General features: G+C 44.5%; 14 protein-coding genes and 3 pseudogenes. 9 read left to right on the forward strand and 8 right to left on the reverse strand.

All coding sequences use genetic code 11. The features are described from left to right. Positions 1–210 precede the first annotated feature (210 nt). The 5 genes and pseudogenes from BLO31_RS18580 to leuA form a co-directional block, all read right to left on the reverse strand. Entirely contained in the window at positions 211–996 is a 786-nt protein-coding gene (locus BLO31_RS18580; RefSeq protein ID WP_070970313.1) for a DUF547 domain-containing protein, read from the reverse strand. Between the two features lie 93 nt (positions 997–1,089). After that, positions 1,090–1,692, reverse strand: coding sequence for a 3-isopropylmalate dehydratase small subunit (gene leuD / locus BLO31_RS18585; RefSeq protein ID WP_070970316.1), 603 nt, complete (start codon positions 1,690–1,692; stop codon positions 1,090–1,092). Between the two features lie 10 nt (positions 1,693–1,702). Continuing rightward, positions 1,703–3,102: pseudogene (gene leuC, locus BLO31_RS18590) on the reverse strand (3-isopropylmalate dehydratase large subunit). A gap of 71 nt (positions 3,103–3,173) precedes the next feature. Next, positions 3,174–4,265 (reverse strand): 3-isopropylmalate dehydrogenase, encoded by a 1,092-nt coding sequence (gene leuB, locus BLO31_RS18595; protein WP_070970319.1) that lies wholly within the window; start codon positions 4,263–4,265, stop codon positions 3,174–3,176. Between the two features lie 86 nt (positions 4,266–4,351). Beyond that, complete coding sequence (leuA, locus tag BLO31_RS18600) at positions 4,352–5,899, reverse strand: 2-isopropylmalate synthase (protein ID WP_070970322.1); 1,548 nt, start codon at positions 5,897–5,899, stop codon at positions 4,352–4,354. Between the two features lie 399 nt (positions 5,900–6,298). Between leuA and BLO31_RS18605 the strand changes: the two genes are divergently transcribed. The 9 genes and pseudogenes from BLO31_RS18605 (at position 6,299) to ilvN (ending at position 19,028) form a co-directional block, all read left to right on the forward strand. Next, positions 6,299–6,955 carry a TetR/AcrR family transcriptional regulator gene (locus tag BLO31_RS18605; RefSeq protein ID WP_070970324.1) on the forward strand — a complete coding sequence of 219 codons (657 nt, stop codon included), beginning with the start codon at positions 6,299–6,301 and terminating at the stop codon, positions 6,953–6,955. After that, a complete protein-coding gene (locus tag BLO31_RS18610; RefSeq protein ID WP_070970327.1) occupies positions 6,952–8,262 on the forward strand; it encodes an efflux RND transporter periplasmic adaptor subunit in 1,311 nt (436 codons plus the stop codon). The genes BLO31_RS18605 and BLO31_RS18610 overlap by 4 nt, the downstream gene beginning before the upstream one ends. Then, a pseudogene (locus BLO31_RS18615) lies at positions 8,259–11,365 on the forward strand (efflux RND transporter permease subunit). Before BLO31_RS18610 ends, BLO31_RS18615 begins: the two are co-directional and overlap by 4 nt. A 141-nt stretch (positions 11,366–11,506) precedes the next feature. Then, positions 11,507–12,037 carry a phosphatase PAP2 family protein gene (locus tag BLO31_RS18620; RefSeq protein WP_070970330.1) on the forward strand — a complete coding sequence of 177 codons (531 nt, stop codon included), beginning with the start codon at positions 11,507–11,509 and terminating at the stop codon, positions 12,035–12,037. 1 nt (position 12,038) lies between these two features. Next, complete coding sequence (locus BLO31_RS18625) at positions 12,039–13,082, forward strand: MJ1255/VC2487 family glycosyltransferase (RefSeq protein WP_070970333.1); 1,044 nt, start codon at positions 12,039–12,041, stop codon at positions 13,080–13,082. 343 nt (positions 13,083–13,425) lie between these two features. After that, on the forward strand, positions 13,426–14,385 hold the full coding sequence (gene leuO / locus BLO31_RS18630; RefSeq protein ID WP_070970336.1) for a transcriptional regulator LeuO: 960 nt from the start codon (positions 13,426–13,428) through the stop codon (positions 14,383–14,385). Between the two features lie 166 nt (positions 14,386–14,551). Continuing rightward, a complete protein-coding gene (locus BLO31_RS18635) occupies positions 14,552–16,357 on the forward strand; it encodes an AMP-dependent synthetase/ligase (RefSeq protein ID WP_070970338.1) in 1,806 nt (601 codons plus the stop codon). Between the two features lie 449 nt (positions 16,358–16,806). Next, positions 16,807–18,531: an acetolactate synthase 3 large subunit gene (locus BLO31_RS18640; RefSeq protein ID WP_070970341.1), complete on the forward strand. Its 1,725-nt coding sequence runs from the start codon at positions 16,807–16,809 to the stop codon at positions 18,529–18,531. A 2-nt stretch (positions 18,532–18,533) separates the two neighbouring features. Beyond that, positions 18,534–19,028: an acetolactate synthase small subunit gene (gene ilvN / locus BLO31_RS18645; protein WP_070970344.1), complete on the forward strand. Its 495-nt coding sequence runs from the start codon at positions 18,534–18,536 to the stop codon at positions 19,026–19,028. A 65-nt stretch (positions 19,029–19,093) separates the two neighbouring features. On the opposite strand, the gene serA is transcribed toward ilvN, so the two are convergent. The 3 genes and pseudogenes from serA to BLO31_RS18660 form a co-directional block, all read right to left on the reverse strand. Then, the gene (gene serA, locus BLO31_RS18650; RefSeq protein WP_070970346.1) at positions 19,094–20,323 is read right to left on the reverse strand and encodes a phosphoglycerate dehydrogenase; all 1,230 of its coding nucleotides are present in this window, start codon (positions 20,321–20,323) and stop codon (positions 19,094–19,096) included. Between the two features lie 262 nt (positions 20,324–20,585). Next, on the reverse strand, positions 20,586–21,242 hold the full coding sequence (gene rpiA / locus BLO31_RS18655; protein WP_070970349.1) for a ribose-5-phosphate isomerase RpiA: 657 nt from the start codon (positions 21,240–21,242) through the stop codon (positions 20,586–20,588). 61 nt (positions 21,243–21,303) lie between these two features. After that, positions 21,304–21,893 (reverse strand): annotated as a pseudogene (locus tag BLO31_RS18660) (5-formyltetrahydrofolate cyclo-ligase). Positions 21,894–21,905: the final 12 nt, after the last annotated feature.

A 21,905-nucleotide genomic window follows, 5' to 3' on the forward strand; every position in this document is an offset into this window, starting at 1 on the left:
AGGGCGTTTTTACATCTGCCGATAACCATTTTGGAAAGGTGTGCGTGTCTTGCGGATCGCCGCACCGCCCATGTGAGAGTAGGACATTATCAGGCTTTTATTCCGACGCCCTAGCAGATACGCTGGGGCGTTCTTGCATTTGTTGATGACTAATTTGGAAAGGTGTGGATTTAGCTTCGTTCTCTTTAGGTTTGAGTCGCGTTAGCTGATTTATCGTTTTTCATTGAGGTTCCAGTCGTAGTCGTAAGTCACTTTGCCTGAATAGTTTTTTAGCTCTGGTCTATAACGCGATAAATGTTCAAAAAGCTGTTGTTCAGTACTGCCAAAATCGTCGCTAAACCAGTCGTAGATTGAGGAAAGTAGAACTTTACTGTCGTGTACAAGGACGCCCTTGTCACTATTGATAAACTGTTTCGCTGCGTCTTCTAGTAGCATTTCGGTGTTCTGAGCCGTGAAGGCGTCCCTCTGAAGGTTAGGACATCCTAAACTGGCGCAGTTGACGGCATAATGGGTTCTAGGATCATTCCAAATCGGCCTTAATATTCTATGTTCGATATCGTTGAGTGTGAGGTCTTTGCCATTAACCACAACGACATCTTCTCCCCAAGGTCCAAAGGTAAATAGTCCACCGAGCTTGGTGATGGACTTTATTGGGTAAGCATCCAATATCAAATCTACGGTCACGGCGTTGTAGAGGTTGACCCAGTAGGCGTATTGCTCTGCTCTGTTTAATATTAAGGGGTCGACATCCTCTAGCTGTGTGATATACGCTTTTAATAAACTCTTGTCTTGGTCCGAAACCTTAGCGTATTGAAATAGAGCGTGTTCTTCTTCCTTAACTAAATAAGCATCTAATAGGTTTTGCCATGTTTGATGGGATACAATTGTTGAGTTGGACTCGTTACTTTTTTGCCAATATGACCAAAGCTCACTTTTGGGAGCGGCAAGAGTTGTGAAGGAGAAGAAAGCTAGCGCTAGTACTAAGAGTCGCTTCATACGATTGTCCTAAGAATAGTGAGTTGTTTTAATAGACCTTACTTTTGATTAACTAATTTCAACAAAAAGCCGGCTTTCGCCGGCTTTTCAGTATTAACGTAAGAAGTTTGGTATCTGCTGCTCATAAGCAGAGATTTTGTCTTCATGTTGAAGCGTTAAGCCTATGTTATCTAGGCCGTTTAACAAGCAGTGACGACGGAACTCATCGATTTCGAATGAGTACTCTTTGCCGTTTGCGATTACTTTCATTGCTTCTAAATCTACTTCGACTTGTGCGCCTTCATTGGCCTCTACAAACTGGAATATCTCATCCACTTCTTGCTCAGTAAGTCGAACAGGTACCATCTGGTTGTTGATAGAGTTGCCGTAGAATATGTCCGCAAAACTCGGTGCGATCATGGCTTTTATGCCATAGTCAGCAAGTGCCCACGGTGCGTGTTCACGTGAAGAACCACAACCGAAGTTTTCACGGGCGAGCAGAATAGATGCGCCTTGGTAGCGAGGTGCATTCATTACAAATTCTGGATTTGGCTTCTCACCCGCGTCATCTAGAAAGCGCCAATCGTGAAAAAGGTGTTTTCCAAAACCCAGACGAGATACTTTTTGTAGAAATTGTTTTGGGATAATAGCGTCTGTATCAACGTTGGCGGCATCTAAAGGCACAACCAAACCAGTATGCTGTTTAAAACCTGACATATTGTGCTCCTTAACCTAGTTCTCTGATATCAATGAATCGGCCAGCTATCGCTGCCGCAGCGGCCATCGCTGGACTCACTAGATGAGTTCGCCCATCACGGCCTTGACGACCTTCAAAGTTACGGTTTGAAGTTGATGCACAACGTTCGTGTGGTCCAAGGCGGTCATTGTTCATTGCCAAACACATAGAGCATCCCGGTAGACGCCATTCAAAGCCAGCTTCGATAAAGATTTTGTCCAAACCTTCTTCTTCTGCCTGCGCTTTCACTTGCTCCGACCCCGGAACGATAAGTGCTTGAACGTGAGAAGCGACTTTACGTCCTTTAGCTACGTCGGCCGCCGCTCGCATATCCTCGATACGAGAGTTAGTGCAAGAGCCGACAAATACTTTATCTACTGAGTAGTCAGATAGCGATTTACCCGCTTCCAATCCCATGTATGCTAGTGCTTTTTCCGCAGAGGCTTTCTCTACCGGATCGGAAAAACTGTCTGGCGCTGGGATCGGTTGATCAACGGCGATAACTTGTCCTGGGTTTGTTCCCCAAGTCACTTGAGGCTTAATCTGAGTGGCGTCTAAAGTAACGACCGCATCAAACTTAGCATCATCATCCGTTTTTAATGTGCTCCAGTACTCTACGGCTGCGTCCCAGTCAGCGCCTTTTGGTGCGAATTTACGATCTTTGATGTAATCGAACGTGGTCTGATCTGGGGCGATTAAACCCGCTTTAGCACCTAGTTCGATTGCCATGTTACACACCGTCATACGGCCTTCCATAGAAAGGTCTCGGATGGCTTGACCACAGAACTCTACGACATAACCTGTACCACCTGCGGCTGTTGTTTCACCGATGATAGCAAGAACGATGTCTTTTGCGGTTATGCCCGGTGCTACTTTGCCTTGAACGTCAATTTTCATTGTTTTAGCGCGTGCTTGTTTAAGCGTTTGTGTCGCTAAAACATGTTCTACTTCAGATGTACCAATACCAAAAGCCAAAGAGCCAAATGCGCCATGAGTTGCCGTGTGTGAGTCACCACATACTATGGTCATACCCGGTAGGTAATACCTAGCTCTGGCCCCATTACGTGCACGATACCTTGGTATTTGTGGTTAAGGTCAAACAAGGTTACTCCAAACTCTTCACAGTTTTTGGAGAGAGTTTCCATCTGGATACGCGCCATTTCACCAGAAGCGTTAATATCTTTCGTTGTAGTGGAAACGTTATGGTCCATGGTTGCGAACGTTTTGCCCAGTTGGCGTACCTTGCGTCCTTTCTCTCTCAAACCATCAAATGCTTGCGGAGATGTCACCTCGTGAACTAAGTGTCTGTCGATATACAAAATCGGGTTTTCGCCTTCTGCCGCGACTGCTACGTGCGCGTCATAGACTTTTTCATATAGTGTTTTGCCCATTGTGCTTGCTTCCTTTGTTCTTCAGGTTGCCGACTAAATTCGGACAACCTGAAGATTAATCTGATTATTATTTATGAGTTCAGAATGTACTGTGCAATTTTGTCGCCCATCTCAGAAGTAGAAAGGGCAGGGTTATCTCCCGCTAGGTCACCAGTTAGCTCGCCGGCTGATAGTGCCTTAGATACCGCTGTCTCGATATCTTGTGCTGCCGCTTCTTCGCCTAGGCTGTATCGCAACATTAGGGCCGCTGATAGAATTTGTGCAACCGGGTTTGCAATGTTTTTACCCGCGATATCTGGGGCGCTGCCACCTGCTGGTTCGTATAGTCCAAACTTGCTCTCGTTTAGGCTTGCTGAAGGAAGCATTCCCATGGAACCGGTGATCATTGCGCATTCGTCAGAGATGATGTCACCAAAGATGTTTGAACAAAGCATCACATCGAATTGAGCCGGATCTTTGATAAGCTGCATTGTTGCGTTATCAATATACATGTGTGATAGCTCGACATCTGGGTAATCTTTAGCGACCTCTTCAACCACTTCACGCCAAAGGATAGAGCTTTGTAGAACGTTGGCTTTATCGATAGAGCAAACTTTTTTGTCGCGTAGGCGAGCTGATTCAAAAGCAATTTTTGCAATACGCTCAATTTCGTAGCGGTGGTATACCTCTGTATCAAATGCTTTTTCGTTAGCGCCTTCACCTTCACGCCCTTTAGGCTGGCCAAAGTAGATACCGCCAGTTAGTTCACGAACCACAACGATATCGAAACCGCGCTCAGAAATGTCTGCACGCAATGGTGAAAACGCTTCTAGCCCTTGGTGAATTTGGGCAGGGCGAAGGTTACAGAACAATTGGAAGTGCTTGCGCAATGGAAGCAGTGCACCGCGTTCTGGTTGGTCATTAGGTGGTAGGTGTTCCCATTTTGGACCACCGACAGAGCCAAACAAAACGGCATCAGAATCTTCACAAGCTTTTACAGTGCTATCTGGAAGTGGGCAACCGTGGTTATCGATAGCGATACCGCCGACATCGTGCTCTTGTTTGCTAAAGTGAATACCGTGTTTAGATTCGATTGCATCGAGTACTTTATGCGCTTGAGCCATTACTTCTGGCCCAATACCATCACCGGGAAGAACGGCGATTTTGTATGTCTTGTCTGTCATGTTAGTCCTTTATTTTTACTGAGCTGTGTTTGCGTGCTCAAATTTCTAAATCATCCCTGGACCCTGTATTAGCCCAGGGTGATGCTTTATACGGTTGCGATTTTTTTCTGTTTTATTTCCGCAATTTGGTCGGCGCGGTGAATGCTATTGATCACGTGTAATAGCGCTTGGCCAGAGGCTTCTACAATGTCCGTAGAAACGCCTGTACCATGATATTTTCGGCCTTTGTAGTTTGCGATGATATCGGCTTGTCCTAGCCCATCTTCACCTTCACCTGCAGCGGTTAGGTCAAACTTGTCCAATACAATATCATATCCAGTGACTCGGTAGATACATTGATAAAGAGCATCTACTGGTCCGTTACCAACGGCGGCTTCACTTTTCTCTTCATCGCCACATTGAAGCTTGATACTCGTGGTGGCCATTACACTGCCTGATTGAACACTTAGGTAGTTCAACTTAAAGAAATCATCTTCGTCACGTAGATTAGAGAAGTGCATTAATGCTTCTAGGTCGTAATCAAATACCTGACCTTTTTTATCCGCTAGCTTAAGGAAGTCTTCATACAAAGCGTCTAGGTTGTACTCTTCTGCTTTGTAGCCCATAGCATCCATATGGCTCTTCACTGCGGCGCGACCTGAACGGCTTGTTAGGTTCAAAGCTTGGTTTTTCAGGCCAATAGACGCCGGAGTGATAATTTCGTAGGTATTTTTATTTTTCAACATCCCATCTTGGTGGATGCCTGAAGAGTGGCTAAAGGCATTAGCACCAACAATCGCTTTATTGTCTTGGATAGGCATATTACATAGCTTGCTAACCAACTTACTGGTGCGGCTAATTTCTTGATGTTGAATGTTAGTCGTAACCCCGATTAGATCTTGACGAGTTTTCAAGATCATCGCGATCTCTTCTAGTGCACAGTTACCTGCTCTTTCACCAATGCCGTTGATGGTTCCTTCGATCTGGCGAGCACCAGCCTGAACAGCAGCAATAGAGTTGGCGACAGACATACCTAGGTCATCGTGACAGTGTACTGAAATTACCGCTTTATCGATGTTAGGTACTCGGTTAAACAGGGTCTGAATAATGCCGCCAAACTCGTTTGGTACGGTGTAGCCAACAGTGTCAGGGATATTTACTGTAGTTGCGCCTGCGTCAATGGCCGCTTCAACCATTCGACATAGATTATCGATTGGCGTTCGACCTGCGTCTTCACAAGAAAACTCTACATCATCAGTATATCTGCGCGCGTGTTTTACCGCTTTCACCGCCATCTCTACTACATCGTCATAACTGCGACGAAGTTTGTCTTCAACGTGAATGGTTGAAGTCGAAATAAAGGTGTGAATACGGAACTGCTCTGCGACTTTTAATGCTTCACCAGCGGCATCGATATCTTTCGCAACGGCTCGCGAAAGTGCACAAACTCGGCTGTTTTTTATATGTTTAGCTATGGTTTGCACTGACTCAAAATCGCCAGGTGAAGAAACGGGAAAACCAGCTTCGATCACATCAACGCCCAGTCGCTCAAGTGCGTAGGCAATTTGCAGTTTTTCTTTAACCGTCAAACTCGCTGACAACGCTTGTTCGCCATCACGTAATGTGGTGTCGAATATAATCACTTGATCGTTCATGTTCGCTTCCTTTTGTCGATGTGTATCGTTTTCTTCCGGTGTTTGCATACAAAAAAACCCGCATCTCAGTGCGGGTTTCGTTTATCTCTTGTGGTTTATTTTTCTTCCACTAGCTACCCGCGCGATCTGGTCACGATAAGGAGGAGGCTCAGCAGGAGAGAAAAATGATGTGTCATTATTATCAACATTCCACAAATTAAGTTAACAAATTAGTACCGCACTCAGAGCAGGCCGTCAACCCTAAAGTTGCTTTTTTATTCATATCCGATGAGTTACTGACTCGAATTGTTCGAAAAAATAATTAATCAATTGATTAAAATACGATGAATTAAATAGATTTTGTATAAAAAATAGTCCATCTATAATTAACCAAATGATGAATATTAAAGAGAGAGTTCGATGAGCGAAGTAAGAAGTGTAGGACGCCCTAGTAAATCGACCCACGCAAGGGAAAAACTGATACAGAGTGCCAAGGAGCTTTTTGTTGTGATGCCGTACGACAAGGTGTCCACTCGACTCATTGCAAAGAAAGCTGGTGTAAACAGCGCTTTGATCCGTTACTACTTTGCCAATAAGGAAGGGCTTTTTGAAACTATGATTCGAGAGACCTTAGCCCCGATGCAAGTAGTGATGAATCAATTGGTAAAAGAGAATACTCATAAAAACTTAACTGATCTAATGCGCACCTATTATCGAGAGATGATAAAAGTGCCACAGTTCCCAAGATTGATCAGTCAAGTGATGTACATGTCGCCTTCCGATATCCAACGCAAGTTGATGGAGAAAGTGTTTCTCGATGTCAGTAAGCCAATGCAGGAACTGATTTTTGATCGATTGGAAGCTGGAGGACTTTTGCAACCGGGTGTCGATCCAAATTTGTGTCGAATTTCATTTATCAGTTTGATGGTCTTTCCATTTATGGCTCCTCCAGCCTTGTTGTCCATTCACGGTATTGAACTAAGCGAGCCTTTTTTAGAACGTCTATTTGACCATAACATTAAGTTGATGACGTCAGGCATATTGAACCCACAACCACAAGGTGAGGTGACTTCATGATAAAGAACAAAAAGTGGCTGTTTATCCCGGCTTTGGCGTGTGGAGTGATCGTTCTTTTTTGGGCCGTAAATAGTAAATCCGATCTCCCCACTAACCCAGCAAAAGACAACGCGCGAGTGGTGAAAACTATGATGTTGGAGCCTGTAATGATGGCTCCGTTAGCGATTGGTTACGGCAAAGCTTCACCCAAAGTTGAGTGGCAAGCAATTTCGGAAGTGACGGGAAAGTTAGTTTATCGCCATCCGAGATTAGAAAAAGGGCAATTGTTGCCGTCAGGCACAAAGATCCTGCAAATTGATCCCCTAGATTATGAGCTAAAGCTTGCTCAAGCAAAAGCGGACTTAAACTCTAGTGAAACCTCTTTAGCTAAGCTTGATCAACAGCAAACAAACTTGGAACAAACGCTCAATATTGAAGTTAGGCGCCTTGCCATTGCTGACAAAGAATACAAGCGCAAACAGAACCTGAGAAAAAAGGGGCTGACTTCCGAGTCTGACGTAGAAACACAGCTGCAAAGTGTTTTGACGCAAAAGAAGCTGGTGCAAGAAATACGCAATCAAATTGCTTTGTTACCTGATGAAAAACAAGTGGCAAAAGCAAAGGTCAAGATAAATGAGGCCAAGGTGGCAGAAGCGCTGCGAGCTTTGGATAAAACAACGCTCTATCTTCCTCAAGAGATGCGTATTGCTGAGGTGAACGTCGAGTTGGATCAGGTGGTCAACATGCAGCAATCATTGGTCACTGCTCACGAACTAACGGTAATGGAAGTCGAAGCGCAGCTATCGATTCACGATATGCAAATTTTAGCATCTAGCTTCGAACAGTTTGCACTCGACGAATCCGGTGCTCCCAGAGCGGATATGACATTTTCTCCTGCAAAGGTTTTGCTCAATAGCGGTTCTATCACCAATGAGTGGATGGCAAAAGTCGCGCGAATCAGTGAAACCGTCGATCCTGCGCAGGCGACGGCAGGTGTGATCTTAGAAGTAACTCAGGATGTCAGAAGGTTAAACCCCAATTCTGGTCCACCTTTGGTTAAGGGGATGTTTGTCACTGCGGAGATCCAAGGCTTTGAAAATCTCAGTTGGGTCATTCCTCAAGGGGCTTTGCACGGCAATCGCATCTATTTAATGGGAGAAGATAACCGATTAGAAATTCAGGAAGTCGCAGTGCGTTACCGCCGTGATAATCAAGTGGTGGTTGAGGGAGATTTACACAAAGGCCAACGGCTGATTTTACACGATTTATTACCTGCTATTCCTGGTATGTTGCTCCGCGAAGAGAAAAGTAAGGAGCACAGAGAATGATCCGATTTTTCACTAAGCACCCTACTGCTGCCAATCTGATGATGCTGATGTTGTTGATTCTGGGGTTGTCTTCACTCTCTTCTGTCAAACGCGAAACTTTTCCTGAATTTGATCCACCATACGTCATGGCTGGTGTAGGCTATCCCGGCGCTTCCCCCCAAGAAGTCGAGGAGAGTATTTGTATTCGCATGGAAGACGCTGTAGATGGGCTGGCCAACATAGTGGAAACCAAGTGTGAAGCAAAAGAAGGATCAGCCAGATTAATATTAAAACTCGATGAAAAAGCCGATATTGGCAGAATGCTGGTGGATGTGCAGACTCAAATCAACGCCATAAGTGACTTTCCTGATGAAATCGATGCTCCAGTGGTTCAAGAGCTAGATTGGAATGAGCCAGTTGTCGATGTGGCGATCACCGCAGACCTTAATTGGCCAGAGCTCAAAGCTTACGCAGAACAGTTAAAATCGACGTTAAAGCGAGATTATGGGGTTTCTTTGGTTGAAGTCAGTGGATTCTCTGACCATCAGTATTTGGTTGAGCTAGATATCCACGCTACACGTCAGCTAGGGCTTAGCGTCAATGACATTGCTCAGCAGATAGGTCGACAAAACATCAAACTGCCCAGTGGAAACATTGAAACCCCTGACAAACACTTTCTAATTCGTTTTGATGGGAGACAAACCACTCCTGATGGTTTGGCAAAAATGGTGATTGGCTCTAGTTCTAACGGAGCGGTGATCAGGCTTGGTGATATTGCCACTATTACCGATCGTTTTGAGTTGGAAGAGCAAAAAGTCCTCTTTGATGGAAAACCCTCAGCGCTCCTTAAAGTGAGTAAAAACAAGCAAGATGATGCATTGAGGATCAAAGCTCAGGTCAGTGAGTTTGTGCAAGATCAGTTGGCTTTAGTCCCAGATGGCGTCACATTAGCACTGACTAATGACCTCTCTTCCGTACTGTGGGATCGACTCACTATGATGCTTCGCAACGGCTGGCAAGGGATAGTGTTGGTGTTTGCGACTATGTGGCTGTTTTTTAGCTTTCGCTATTCTTTTTGGGTGGCTGCGGGTTTACCGGTTGCATTCTTAGGTGGACTCTTCTTAATGGCCCAGTTGGGATTGTCGATTAACATTATGTCTTTAGTCGGTCTGTTAATGGCGATCGGTATAATGATGGACGATGCAATTGTTATTGCAGAATCCATCGCCGCTCATCTTGAGCGAGGAGAAGAGATAGATGAAGCGGTAATAAATGGTGTTAAGAAGGTCCTTCCTGGCGTTATCTCTTCATTTTTAACTACAGTGTGTATATTTGGCAGCCTGCTCTTTTTGGAAGGGGAGATGGGGGCTGTACTTAAAGCAGTGCCCCAAGTACTGATATTGGTTTTGACCCTTAGCCTTGTAGAAGCCTTCTTAATTCTTCCTAATCATTTGTCCCATTCACTGCACAAGAATCAGTCTGATAAACCAGCTTGGAAATTTAAGACGGAGCTGCTTGCACGGTTTGAAAATTTTAGAAACAACCAGTTAGTCACAGCGGTGGATAGGGTAGTTAAATATCGTTACGGGTTTTTAGGGGCCATTTTTTCTCTCTTGTTGATTTCGGTTTCTATGTTGGTTGGCGGGGTACTTAAGTTTCAACCATTTCCTGAGCTAGACGGCGACATTGCAGAAGTAAGAGTGATCCTACCTCCAGGCTCTTCTTTGAGCCAAACGGAACGGGTTGTTGATCAGCTAGTGTTAGCCGCTGAAAAGCTAAACAAACAATGGAGTGAAGAGAAAGAAAACGGACGAACTCTAGTTGAGCATATAACTAGCCAGTTTAATGCTAACGCTGATGCCAGCGAGTCGGGCCCTCATATTGCGACAGTCAGGCTGGACTTACTTGGCGCGGAAGAGAGAAACACTGAAATTGACCAGTTTGTTTCAGCGTGGCGAGAGGAAGTAGGAGAGTTAGCGACGCCAATCTCTTTGGTTTTCAAACAGCCTACAATGGGCCCGGGAGGCCGGGCTATCGATATACGAGTGATGCATAGTGATTTGGACCAACTAAAGCAAGCCTCGATCGATATTCAAGAGTACTTAAAGCAGTTCGATGGCATACATGGCGTCCTAGATGATATGCGAATGGGTAAAGAAGAGGTGTTGGTTAAACTGCTACCGGGAGCGGAGTCATTCGGAGTAAATGGGCAGTTGATCGCCAGCCAACTGCGCGCAGCCTACTTTGGGCAGACGGCCGATGAAATACAGCTTGGTGTCGAAAACATTGCGATTGAAGTTCGGCTCAACAAGAAGCAGGCCGGTGATCTTCAGCAACTGGCAAACTTTCCAGTGACTTTATCGAACGGGACTCAGATCCCACTTGCAAGTGTCGCCTCTCTTGAATTTCAACGTAACTATGTACGAATCCAACGAATCAATGGTATGCGTACAGTCAGTGTGTTCGCTGATACTGATAACACTAGAGTGAGTTCAACCGCGGTCGTGAATCAGTTTCAACGAGAAATCGCCCCACAGCTCATCAAAACATACCCAGGCCTAAGGTTTGACTTTGAAGGAGAAGCAAAAGATGCAGCTAAGACAGGGGCTTCAATGGGTAAAGGGTTCTTATTGGGGCTGTTTGGTGTTTTTGCCATTTTAAGTTACCAATTCCGCAGTTATTTGGAACCCATTGTGGTAATGCTGGCAATCCCGTTGGCGTTTATCGGGGTGGTTTGGGGACATCTTTTACTCGGACACTCACTCAGTATGCCAAGCATGATGGGATTTGTTTCATTGGCTGGGATTGTGGTTAACGATTCAATATTGCTAGTTCAATATATACGACATCACTTAGACGAAGGTGAGGATATCCATAACTCAGTGGTGAAAGCTAGCCGAGAGCGCTTTCGAGCAGTGTTTATTACTTCCCTTACTACCGCTGCTGGCTTGCTGCCACTGCTTACGGAAACAAGCTTACAAGCTCAGGTTATTCAGCCATTGGTCATCTCTATAGTGTTCGGTATCTTTGCTTCAACACTACTAGTGCTATTTATGATCCCATCGGCGTATGCGTTTTAGCTGACTTTGGCTTGGTTAAAAAACACCAAGCACTCACGGTATAAATAAAGCCAAGCGTTTCGATGGCAATAATGTTTCTTTCTATCAATGTTATTGTCATCGAAATACAAACAGGTCGTCACTTCTCTGTCACTTTTAAACACTAGATTTTGTTATAGAAGTTCAAACAAATAGGGAAGTGAGATATGCGAGCCGTCGAGCCGATAGCTAGATTTGATTTAGCCGTCTCTAGTTTTTGCTTACAGCACCGATTTAATCTTCAAGTGGCGAACTTAAGTAAATGGGTATCCCGTAGTGGAGACGGTCACTTATATGTGGTGACTTCTCTTTTACTCTGGGTACTAGATTCAACGTATGGTACGCAGTTTCTCTATGCTGGGTTATTGGCCTTTTCCATAGAACTCCCCATCTATTGGGTATTAAAAAATAGTTTTAAAAGGCGTCGTCCAGAAGAGTTTAGCGATCTTCTCCCTTCGTTTATCACTCCGTCTGATCGCTATAGTTTGCCTTCAGGGCACACAGCAGCAGCTTTTGTTATGGCGACAATTATCAGTTACTTCTATCCGCAATGGAGTGACCAAGCCTATGCATGGGCGGCGCTGATCGCACTTTCACGCGTGTTGCTGGGCGTGCACTTTCTGACCGATGTTCTATTGGGTGCGGTATTGGGCTATGGCTGCGCACAAATGGCACTCTCTCAGTTAGGGGGCATCTAAGTTGAAAATTCTATATGGGGTTCAGGGAACGGGAAACGGCCATATTGCCCGAGCGAGAGCCATGAGTTCCGCTTTCGAAAAGGCCAATCAATCCGTTGATTTCTTGTTTTCCGGTCGCGAGCCAGACAAATACTTTTCAATGCAACCTTTTGGTGCGTATCAGACTCGAAAGGGGCTGAGTTTCTCAACTGAAAAAGGGAAGATTAGCTACGTCAAAACGGCGATAAGCAATAACGTTTTCGAGTTTTTTAAAGAGGTTAGAGAGCTTGATTTGTCGGCCTATGACTTGGTGATCAACGATTTTGAACCCATCACTGCGTGGGCGGCAAAAATACAGAAGGTCCCTTGTATTAGCATTAGTCATCAAAATGCATTTCGATATACGGTGCCTTTGAAAGGGGCGAGCTGGCTCGATAAAAAAGTTGTACGATATTTCGCTCCGGCGAATTACTATATTGGATTACATTGGTACCACTTTGATCAGCCTATACTTCCGCCAATTGTTCATTCGGTTGATCAGCAAGTTAGCCAAGAAGGGTTTGTTTTGGTCTACTTGCCTTTTGAAAGTCTTGCTGAGGTAATAGAGCTTCTTTTTCGTTTTGTAAATCAACCTTTTGTCTGTTTTCATCCCGATGCAAAAGAAGTAGAAAATATCGATAATATCCAGTTGCACCCATTGAACCACGAAAAATTTCAGCACTGCCTTAGTCGTTGTAATGGCGTTATCACAAACGGCGGCTTCGAGTTGCCTTCCGAAGCGTTAAATGTGGGTAAAAAACTCCTTCTCAAGCCTTTAAATGGGCAGTTTGAGCAAATGAGTAACGTCGCGACTTTGGAGTCTCTGGGATTAGCTAGTGCCATGGATTTTCTTGACCCATCCATAGTGAGAGACTGGTTAGAGCAAGAACAGTCCGAAAAGCTGAGTTACCCTAATGTATCTGAAGCCTTAGTTGAATGGGTGTTGTCCGAGAAGTGGGACGATCAGCAATCCCTTTCTAGTTCACTGTGGCGGCAAGTTGATATACCAACTTACAACCTTCCTTAACCTTGTTCGTTTTGGTTAATAAACCAGCTGTGAGTTAGCTGGTTTTTCTATATTTACCCTCCAAGAAATAAGTCAGGTTTATATAAATAAATATAAAGATGCTAAATATTTCTAATTCAGAGTTTTTTATAATGATCTAAGTGGCTGAGTTTTATGAACTTTACTTGGTCGTGAGTAAAAAATAATGATTAATTGTCAATCTTATTGATTATCAATAATTGATTCAGCGATATTTACTGTCGACTAGAACACATCTAAACAACAAATATAACAAGATTCATAGCAACAGGTTCTCTATTCGTACTGCTTAAATAATTATCGATGAATTCTTAGAGGGTAACCCATGACAGACAAAAATGAATCTATTAGTGCGATTGCAAGCTACCGTATGGAGAGCACGCTTCGCGGTGTAGATCTTAACCTGTTGACCGTTTTTGACGCTGTAATGCAAGAGCAAAACATAACGCGCGCTGCCCACAATTTGGGTATGTCTCAACCAGCCGTGAGCAATGCTGTCGCTCGTCTGAAAGTAATGTTTAACGACGAACTGTTTATGCGTCAAGGTAGAGGTATTCAACCGACACAGCGCGCCAGACAGTTGTTTGGCCCAGTGCGTCAAGCATTGCAGTTAATTCGCAATGAACTACCAAGCTCGATCTTTTCTCCGGAAACGTCAACGCGCTTGTTTAAACTCGCTATTTGCAGCCCGTGTGATATTCGTTTTGCACCAAAAATCATGACGACTGTTCACGACTTAGCGCCAAACGTAAATCTTCATTTGGATGCTGAATTTGATCGCAGACTAGCAGAACGTATGAGATACCAAGAGATCGACTTTGTGATCGATTATGCGCGTTTTGACGATCAAGGTTTTTCTAGTACCGAAATATTTAAAGATGAGTTGGTCGTGGTAGCAGCCAATAGCCACTCACGAGTACAAGGCAGTGTTTCAGCGGAACAATTGACCATAGAAAAACACGCCAAGCTCTCTCGTATTCACGGTCAGCGCAGTTTCTCTGAGCAGGCTTATCGCGAACTGGATGTCCAAGCGTATTATGAGGGGACCAGCCTTAGCAATGTACTTTATGTGGTAGGACAATCAGAGCTTGTAACGATTGCACCTCGTTGGATGGTAGAAAATGCAGCTAATAAGCACCAGTTGCAGATCTTAGATTTCCCATTTGAAAATGCGGAAATTAGCGGGTATCTGAGTTGGCACGAATCCAGTGAAAAAGACAAAGGTCACATCTGGTTGCGAGATCAGTTGATGATGATTTGTGGTGAAGTTGTCGCCCTGAAATAATCGGTTACTAATATATTTATTAAAAAGCCTTAAATAGTTCACGCTGTTTAAGGTTTTTTACTATTTTAGTCGGCAAGTTTGACCGCCATCAGTTGCCTTTTTTGCGCCTAAATGTACACTTGTTCGCTCAAATAAGCTTACAGGTGTAAGCCTAAGGTAAAGAGTCATGGCCAATACAGATTTTCATATTGTAAAGCGTATCCGAGAGCAGGTTGCCAACGGACGAGAGAAAATAGCACTTAAGCATAAAGTCGAGAATTCATGGCAGGGAATTAGTTGGAATGAATTTGGAGAGCAACTGGATGCGGTTTCCAAATCACTGTTGGCCAAAGGACTAGGCATACAAGACAAAATTGGCATTTATTCAGCAAATATGCCTCGTTGGACGATTGCCGATATTGCTGCTTTGCAAGTTAGAGGGGTGACAGTCCCCATATACCCAACCAATACAGCGGCACAGTCTGCGTATATTGTTCGCGATGCTGATGTAAAGATTCTGTTTGTCGGTGAGCAAGAGCAGTTTGATGCGGCCGTTGATATCTTTTCTACCTGTGAACAGTTAGAGCTGGTGGTTGCAATGTCAGAAGATATTGAAATCTCTGACTACGAGTTTGCGATGTCTTGGAAAGATTTTGTGGCTTTGGGTAACGAAGATCATCAGCCCATACTTGAAGAGCGTCTCTCTCAGGCTAACTTAGATGACTTGCTGACGCTGATCTATACCTCAGGTACGACTGGACAACCAAAAGGCGTGATGTTGGATTACGCCAATATAGGCTCCCAGCTAGAAGGTCATGACCGCAGGCTGAGTTTATCCCGTGACGATGTATCCCTCTGTTTCCTTCCGCTATCTCATGTATTTGAGCGAGCGTGGACGTTTTATGTGCTCTACAAAGGAGCGACTAACTGTTACTTGCAAGACACTATGCAAGTTAGGGATGCGCTGAGTGATGTACAACCCACCGTCATGTGTGCGGTTCCGCGTTTCTATGAAAAGATCTTCTCAGCCATTCACGAAAAAGTTTCCAAAGCTCCGTTTATTCGCAAAGTTTTATTCACTTGGGCGGTTAATATGGGAGCCAAGATTGCCGCGTGTCATCAAGAAGGAAGAGAGCCTTCAGTATTGCTGAAAAAGTCTTACAAGTTGGCTGACAAACTCGTTCTATCCAAGTTGAGAGCACTGTTGGGCGGCCGTATCAACTTTATGCCATGTGGCGGTGCCAAACTCGACGAAACGATTGGCCGCTTTTTCCACGCAATCGGGATCAATGTAAAGTTGGGTTACGGCATGACAGAAACGACAGCGACGGTTTCTTGCTGGGATGACAAGTGCTTTAACCCAGACTCTATCGGTATGTCTATGCCTGGTGCCCAGGTTAAAATCGGCAAAGACAATGAGATTTTGGTGCGCGGGCCGATGGTGATGCGCGGTTACTACAAAATGCCAGAAGAAACGGCAAAGACCTTTGATGAACACGGCTTCTTAAAAACAGGAGATGCTGGTCATATCGATGAAAATGGCAATCTGTTTATCACGGACCGCATCAAAGAGCTAATGAAGACATCTGGAGGCAAGTATATTGCGCCTCAAATGATTGAAGGTGCTATTGGCAAAGATCACTTTATCGAGCAAATCGCCGTTATCGCGGACACTCGCAAGTTTGTATCTGCCCTTATTGTGCCTTGTTTTGATAGTTTGGAAGAGTACGCAAAAGAGTTGAACATTGCGTACCACGATCGCCTAGAGTTGATCAAACACCACCAAGTGGTTGAGATGTTTGAGTCTCGTCTCGAAGAGTTGCAAAAAGAGCTGGCGAAGTTTGAGCAAGTAAAGAAGTTTAAACTGCTGCCCAAAGCATTCTCTATGGACGATGGTGAGCTGACGCCAACGCAAAAACTGCGACGTAAAGTGATTAGCGACCGCTATCAAGACGAAATCGAAGAAATGTATCAAGACAAAAAAGGTCATTGATAGGGTTACATTGATAAAACTGTAGAAAATCCCTTTAGGTGCAAATCACCTAAAGGGATTTTTTTGATTTGAATTCGATACTCATTGGCACGCTAGTAAAGCGGGGCAGTGTGAGTTCTCCCCATTTTTTTGCAAATTTCTTCCAATATTTTTCACTGTAATTTCCAAGTGGCTGTAAGCATCTATGGGTAAAGTGTTTTGCAAGTAGTGGATTAAACTTTAATTAGGAAGTGCAACAGCATATCTAAGAAATTGCTGACTGGCTCGCCATAGACCTATTGATAATAAAGCGTTACATTTGTTGCGATACCCCGTGCTTTGTTATGACAAGCGGGGGACATAGAGCAAAAACTGGAAGTAATCCTAAGTAGGCTACAAATAAGCCCTAGACTATGTGAAACCAATGCATTTCGTTGACCTTATGGAATGGGATTGGTAAGGAGAAAAATATGGCAGCAATGTTGTCCGGCGCTGAGATGGTCGTACAATCTCTTATCGAAGAAGGCGTAGAGCAAATCTTCGGTTATCCAGGCGGTTCCGTTCTGGATATCTATGATGCACTTCATGCAAAAACTGAAAATATCAAACACGTACTGGTTCGTCATGAACAAGCTGCCACTCATATGGCAGATGGGTATGCACGGGCAACCGGAAAGCCGGGTGTGGTACTTGTTTGTTCTGGGCCTGGAGCAACTAATACTATCACTGGTATTGCGACAGCTTATATGGACTCCATCCCAATGATCGTAATTTCCGGTAACGTTCCTAATAATTTAATCGGGAACGATGCCTTTCAAGAGTGTGATATCGTCGGTGTATCTCGCCCAGTAGTAAAACACAGTTTCCTAGTAAAGAACGCAGAAGACATTCCCGAGACGATTAAGAAGGCCGTCTTTATTGCTACGACAGGAAGACCCGGCCCAGTCGTGATTGACTTGCCAAAAGATGTCTTGAACCCGCAAATTAAGTTGCCGTACGAGTATCCTGAGTCGATTAGCATGCGTTCGTACAAACCGACCACATCTGGACATAAAGGTCAGATTAAAAAAGCGTTGAAAGCGCTGGTTGAAGCGAAGAAACCAGTACTTTACGTCGGAGGTGGTGCGGTTATCTCTGAAGCTCATGAATACATCTACAAATTATCAGACGCGTTGAACTTGCCAGTGGTGAGTACACTGATGGGGCTAGGGGCATTCCCAGGTACCCATAAAAACTCGCTTGGCATGCTGGGTATGCACGGTACCTATGAAGCGAATATGGCTATGCATAATGCCGATCTTATATTTGGTATTGGTGTTCGCTTCGACGATCGTACGACGAACAATCTAGAAAAGTACTGTCCAAACGCGAAGATCATGCACATTGATATCGATCCTTCCTCGATCTCTAAAAATGTGCCAGTGGATCTGCCTATCGTAGGTTCGGCAGAGAAAGTTTTGCAAACCATGACTGAGTTGATGGATCAGCAAGAGAAGCAAAACGACGCGGAAGCGATCGATAGCTGGTGGAAAGACATCGCAGAGTGGCGAGAACGCAAGTGTCTCTCTTACGAGACGTCACCTGAGCGAATCAAGCCTCAACAGGTTATCGAGACTCTGCACAAATTGACCAATGGCGATGCTTATGTCGCTTCTGATGTTGGTCAGCACCAGATGTTTGCAGCCTTGTATTACCCGTTTAACAAACCGCGCCGTTGGATTAACTCAGGTGGACTGGGCACTATGGGCTTTGGTTTACCTGCTGGTATGGGTGTTAAGTTTGCTTTTCCAGAAGAAGAAGTGGTTGTAGTCACGGGGGATGGCAGTATTCAGATGAATATTCAAGAGCTGTCTACTGCGATGCAATACGATATTCCAGTGAAAATCATTAACTTAAACAACCGTTTCTTAGGTATGGTTAAACAGTGGCAGGATATTATTTATCAAGGCCGTCACTCTAACTCTTATATGAGCTCTGTCCCTGACTTTGCCGCTATTGCAGAGGCTTATGGTCATGTTGGTATCCGTATCTCCACACCGGACGAACTAGAATCTGGCTTGAAAAAAGCTCTCGAGATGAAAGATCGTTTGGTCTTTGTCGACATCAATGTTGATGAAACTGAACATGTATACCCGATGCAAATCAAAGGTGAGGGTATGGATAAGATGTGGCTAAGCAAAACGGAGAGAACCTAATTATGAGACATATCATTTCGCTACTTATGGAAAACCAGCCAGGTGCCTTGTCTCGTGTGGTAGGACTGTTTTCCCAACGCGGTTACAACATTGAATCGCTAAACGTATCGCCGACTGACGACGAAACTTTATCTCGTTTAAACATCACTACCGTTTCTGATGAGATGCAATTAGAGCAGATTCAAAAACAGCTGCATAAACTCATTGATGTGTTAAAGGTTCAAGAAGTGACTGAGCTTGAACACATCGAGCGAGAGCTTATGTTGATCAAGGTTAAAGCAAACGGGTTTGCTCGCGCCGAGGTAAAACGCACCGCCGACATTTTTAGAGGACAAATTGTCGATGTAACGGCTGGGCAATACACGGTACAACTAGCAGGCACTAGTGAAAAGCTGGATGCGTTTGTTACTGCGGTAAGTGAAGTGACGGAAGTCGTCGAAGTTGCGAGAAGTGGTGTAGTTGGTATCGCCCGCGGAGAGCGCGCACTTAAAGCTTAAAGCCGTTGAGTTAAAAGCAAGAAAAAAGGCCACGTTATCGTGGCCTTTTTGGTATTTAGTGTTGATTAATGAAGGATACGAGCACGCAAAGTGCCTTCGATGCTCTTCAACTTCGCTAGAGCTTCTTCAGAACGACCAGACTCAACGTCGATAACGACATAACCGATATCAGCACTGGTTTGTAGGTACTGACCAGCAATATTAATACCTTCTTCAGCAAAGATGGTGTTGATTTGAGTAAGGATACCTGGACGGTTCTCGTGAATGTGAAGGAGACGAGAACACTCGCGGTGCTCTGGCAAAGATACTTCTGGGAAGTTCACGCTTGAAAGTGTTGAACCGTTGTCAGAGTATTTCGCTAGTTTACCTGCTACTTCTACACCGATGTTTTCTTGTGCTTCTTGGGTCGAACCGCCTACGTGTGGTGTTAAAATACAGTTGTCGTACTTCATCAACGGTGACTCAAACGGGTCTGCATTGGTTTTTGGTTCGACAGGGAATACGTCAACTGCCGCACCAGATAGGTGTCCAGATTCTAGGGCATGACTCAATGCTTCGATATCAACCACGGTACCACGGGCTGCGTTGATAAAGATCGAACCAGGCTTCATACGGGCAAACTCTTCAGCACCCATCATGTTTTTAGTACCGTCAGTTTCTGGTACGTGAAGCGAGATTACATCACACTTGTTGAGTAATTCACTCATAGTGTGTACTTGCGTAGCGTTACCCAAAGAAAGCTTGTTCTCAATATCGTAGTAGTACACACGCATACCAAGGTTTTCAGCGATGATACTAAGTTGAGTACCGATATGTCCGTAACCGATAATACCTAGTCGCTTACCACGGGCTTCAAAAGAGTTGTCTGCACTCTTTTTCCAAATACCACGGTGAGCCAAAGCATTCTTTTCAGGGATACCGCGGAACAGTAGTAAGATCTGTCCTAGTACAAGTTCTGCAACACTACGAGTGTTTGAGAATGGCGCGTTGAACACTGGAATACCGCGTTTTGCAGCAGCGCTTAGATTAACTTGGTTGGTACCGATACAGAAACAACCGATAGCAACCAGCTTTTCAGCAGCATCGATGACTTTCTGAGAAAGGTTGGTGCGCGAACGAATACCGATAAAGTGAACATCTTTTACCGCTTCGATTAGCTCTTCTTCAGGTAGTGAGCCCTTGTGGTACTCAATATTGCTGTAACCAGCCGCCTGAAGCACTTCTACTGCTGATGGGTGAAGACCCTCTAGAAGCAGAATCTTAATCTTATCTTTTTCCAGTGAAACTTTGGCCATTATTCTCGTCCTTAAAATGGGAAGGTGGGCTAAATTGGCGCACATCGCTGAATTAGCCAGTAAACCTGAGTAAATGACAACTATGCCATGTACGCAAACGTTTTCCCTGTGCGTCTTCTGTACATTAAGTTATCAAAAAAAAATCTCTTTGGGTAAGAAAATTACGGAATAAGAGATACTTTTTCTGTCATTAGAAAGAAAAAACGGCACCTAAGGGTGCCGTTTGTAATCAAATAACAGAAATTATGCTGTTTGCAGAGAATTACTCTTCGATTTTCGCACCTTCAGGTGTTCCCGTAATAACGATGTCAGCACCGCGGTGAGCGAAAAGGCCAACGGTGACAACACCTGCGATTGCATTGATGTTATCTTCAAGTTCTTTCGGGTTGGTAATCTGCATATTGTGAACATCGAGAATGATATTGCCGTTGTCGGTCACAACGTCTTCGCGATATACAGGTTCACCACCAAGTTTTGTTAACTCGCGAGCGACATAGGTACGAGCCATAGGGATCACTTCTACTGGAAGTGGGAATTGGCCAAGTACATCTACTGCCTTTGTTCCATCCACAATGCAAACAAACTTATCAGAGATAGCAGCCACGATCTTTTCACGTGTTAACGCGGCGCCACCGCCTTTGATCATTTCTCGAGCTGGGTTGATCTCGTCAGCACCGTCAACGTATACGTCTAGTTTGGTTACGTCATTACACTCAAACACTTCAATACCCAAGGCTTCAAGCTTTTCTGTTGAAGCGACAGAGCTGGATACTGCACCTTTAATATCTTCTTTAATAGAACCAAGCGCATCGATGAAGTGGTTGACTGTTGAGCCTGTACCAACACCAACAATACTTCCTTTTTCTACGTATTGTAGGGCGGCCCAACCGGCTGCTTTTTTCATTTCATCTTGAGTCATGCTCTTCTCCTAGTGTGAACTTGGTATCGGGGAATTTGCGGCGAATTATAGCCTTTGCTGATCAGAATTCCCATTGCCATATTTTGCTTGGCGTCACTATTTTAGGTAGTGGGACATCCCACTCCTGACTAGGTAGTGTATCAACATGCTGACAGTCGTGTGCTAAGCTACTGGCAAAGGCCCATGACCTGTGTTGTACCAGCGTGATAATGTTCGATCGTAGTATCCGCCTCCCATGCCGAGTCGCTGGCCTTGAGAATCAAAACCGACCAGTGGAGTACAGATGATGTCCAACTGGTTCACGGGGCATACCAAGGTCTGGTTTAATACAGGTTCAACAATACCGTACTTGTTGTAAGTCAACTTAGAATTGGGTGTGTAATGGAGAAAGAGTAAGTGGCCAGATGAAAAGGGGTGTAAGACAGGTAAATAAGTTTCTTTACCTTGTTTCCACAGTTCGTTGATGAGAGGGGTTGTATCGATTTCACCGTCCGCACTGATATAAAGCGCAATTCGTTTGGCGTTTTTCAACTGCGCAATCGACAGAAACTGCTGAGCTAAATCCAACCCAGCTTGATACTGAGTGTCACTACATAACTGATTGCGTTTTTGCCTGATGAGTTGGCGAAATTCTTTGCGGGAAAACGTCATAATTTACCTGAT

The sequence above is a fragment of the Vibrio sonorensis genome (assembly GCF_001854765.1).
In the GTDB taxonomy this organism is placed as follows: domain Bacteria; phylum Pseudomonadota; class Gammaproteobacteria; order Enterobacterales; family Vibrionaceae; genus Vibrio; species Vibrio sonorensis.

Excerpts from the sequence above, each read along its gene's own strand:
- BLO31_RS18580 (WP_070970313.1), bottom strand. The coding sequence starts at position 996 with ATGAAGCGACTCTTAGTACTAGCGCTAGCTTTCTTCTCCTTCACAACT.
- leuD (WP_070970316.1), bottom strand. The coding sequence starts at position 1,692 with ATGTCAGGTTTTAAACAGCATACTGGTTTGGTTGTGCCTTTAGATGCC.
- leuB (WP_070970319.1), bottom strand. The coding sequence starts at position 4,265 with ATGACAGACAAGACATACAAAATCGCCGTTCTTCCCGGTGATGGTATT.
- leuA (WP_070970322.1), bottom strand. The coding sequence starts at position 5,899 with ATGAACGATCAAGTGATTATATTCGACACCACATTACGTGATGGCGAA.
- BLO31_RS18605 (WP_070970324.1), top strand. The coding sequence starts at position 6,299 with ATGAGCGAAGTAAGAAGTGTAGGACGCCCTAGTAAATCGACCCACGCA.
- BLO31_RS18610 (WP_070970327.1), top strand. The coding sequence starts at position 6,952 with ATGATAAAGAACAAAAAGTGGCTGTTTATCCCGGCTTTGGCGTGTGGA.
- BLO31_RS18620 (WP_070970330.1), top strand. The coding sequence starts at position 11,507 with ATGCGAGCCGTCGAGCCGATAGCTAGATTTGATTTAGCCGTCTCTAGT.
- leuO (WP_070970336.1), top strand. The coding sequence starts at position 13,426 with ATGACAGACAAAAATGAATCTATTAGTGCGATTGCAAGCTACCGTATG.
- BLO31_RS18635 (WP_070970338.1), top strand. The coding sequence starts at position 14,552 with ATGGCCAATACAGATTTTCATATTGTAAAGCGTATCCGAGAGCAGGTT.
- BLO31_RS18640 (WP_070970341.1), top strand. The coding sequence starts at position 16,807 with ATGGCAGCAATGTTGTCCGGCGCTGAGATGGTCGTACAATCTCTTATC.
- ilvN (WP_070970344.1), top strand. The coding sequence starts at position 18,534 with ATGAGACATATCATTTCGCTACTTATGGAAAACCAGCCAGGTGCCTTG.
- serA (WP_070970346.1), bottom strand. The coding sequence starts at position 20,323 with ATGGCCAAAGTTTCACTGGAAAAAGATAAGATTAAGATTCTGCTTCTA.
- rpiA (WP_070970349.1), bottom strand. The coding sequence starts at position 21,242 with ATGACTCAAGATGAAATGAAAAAAGCAGCCGGTTGGGCCGCCCTACAA.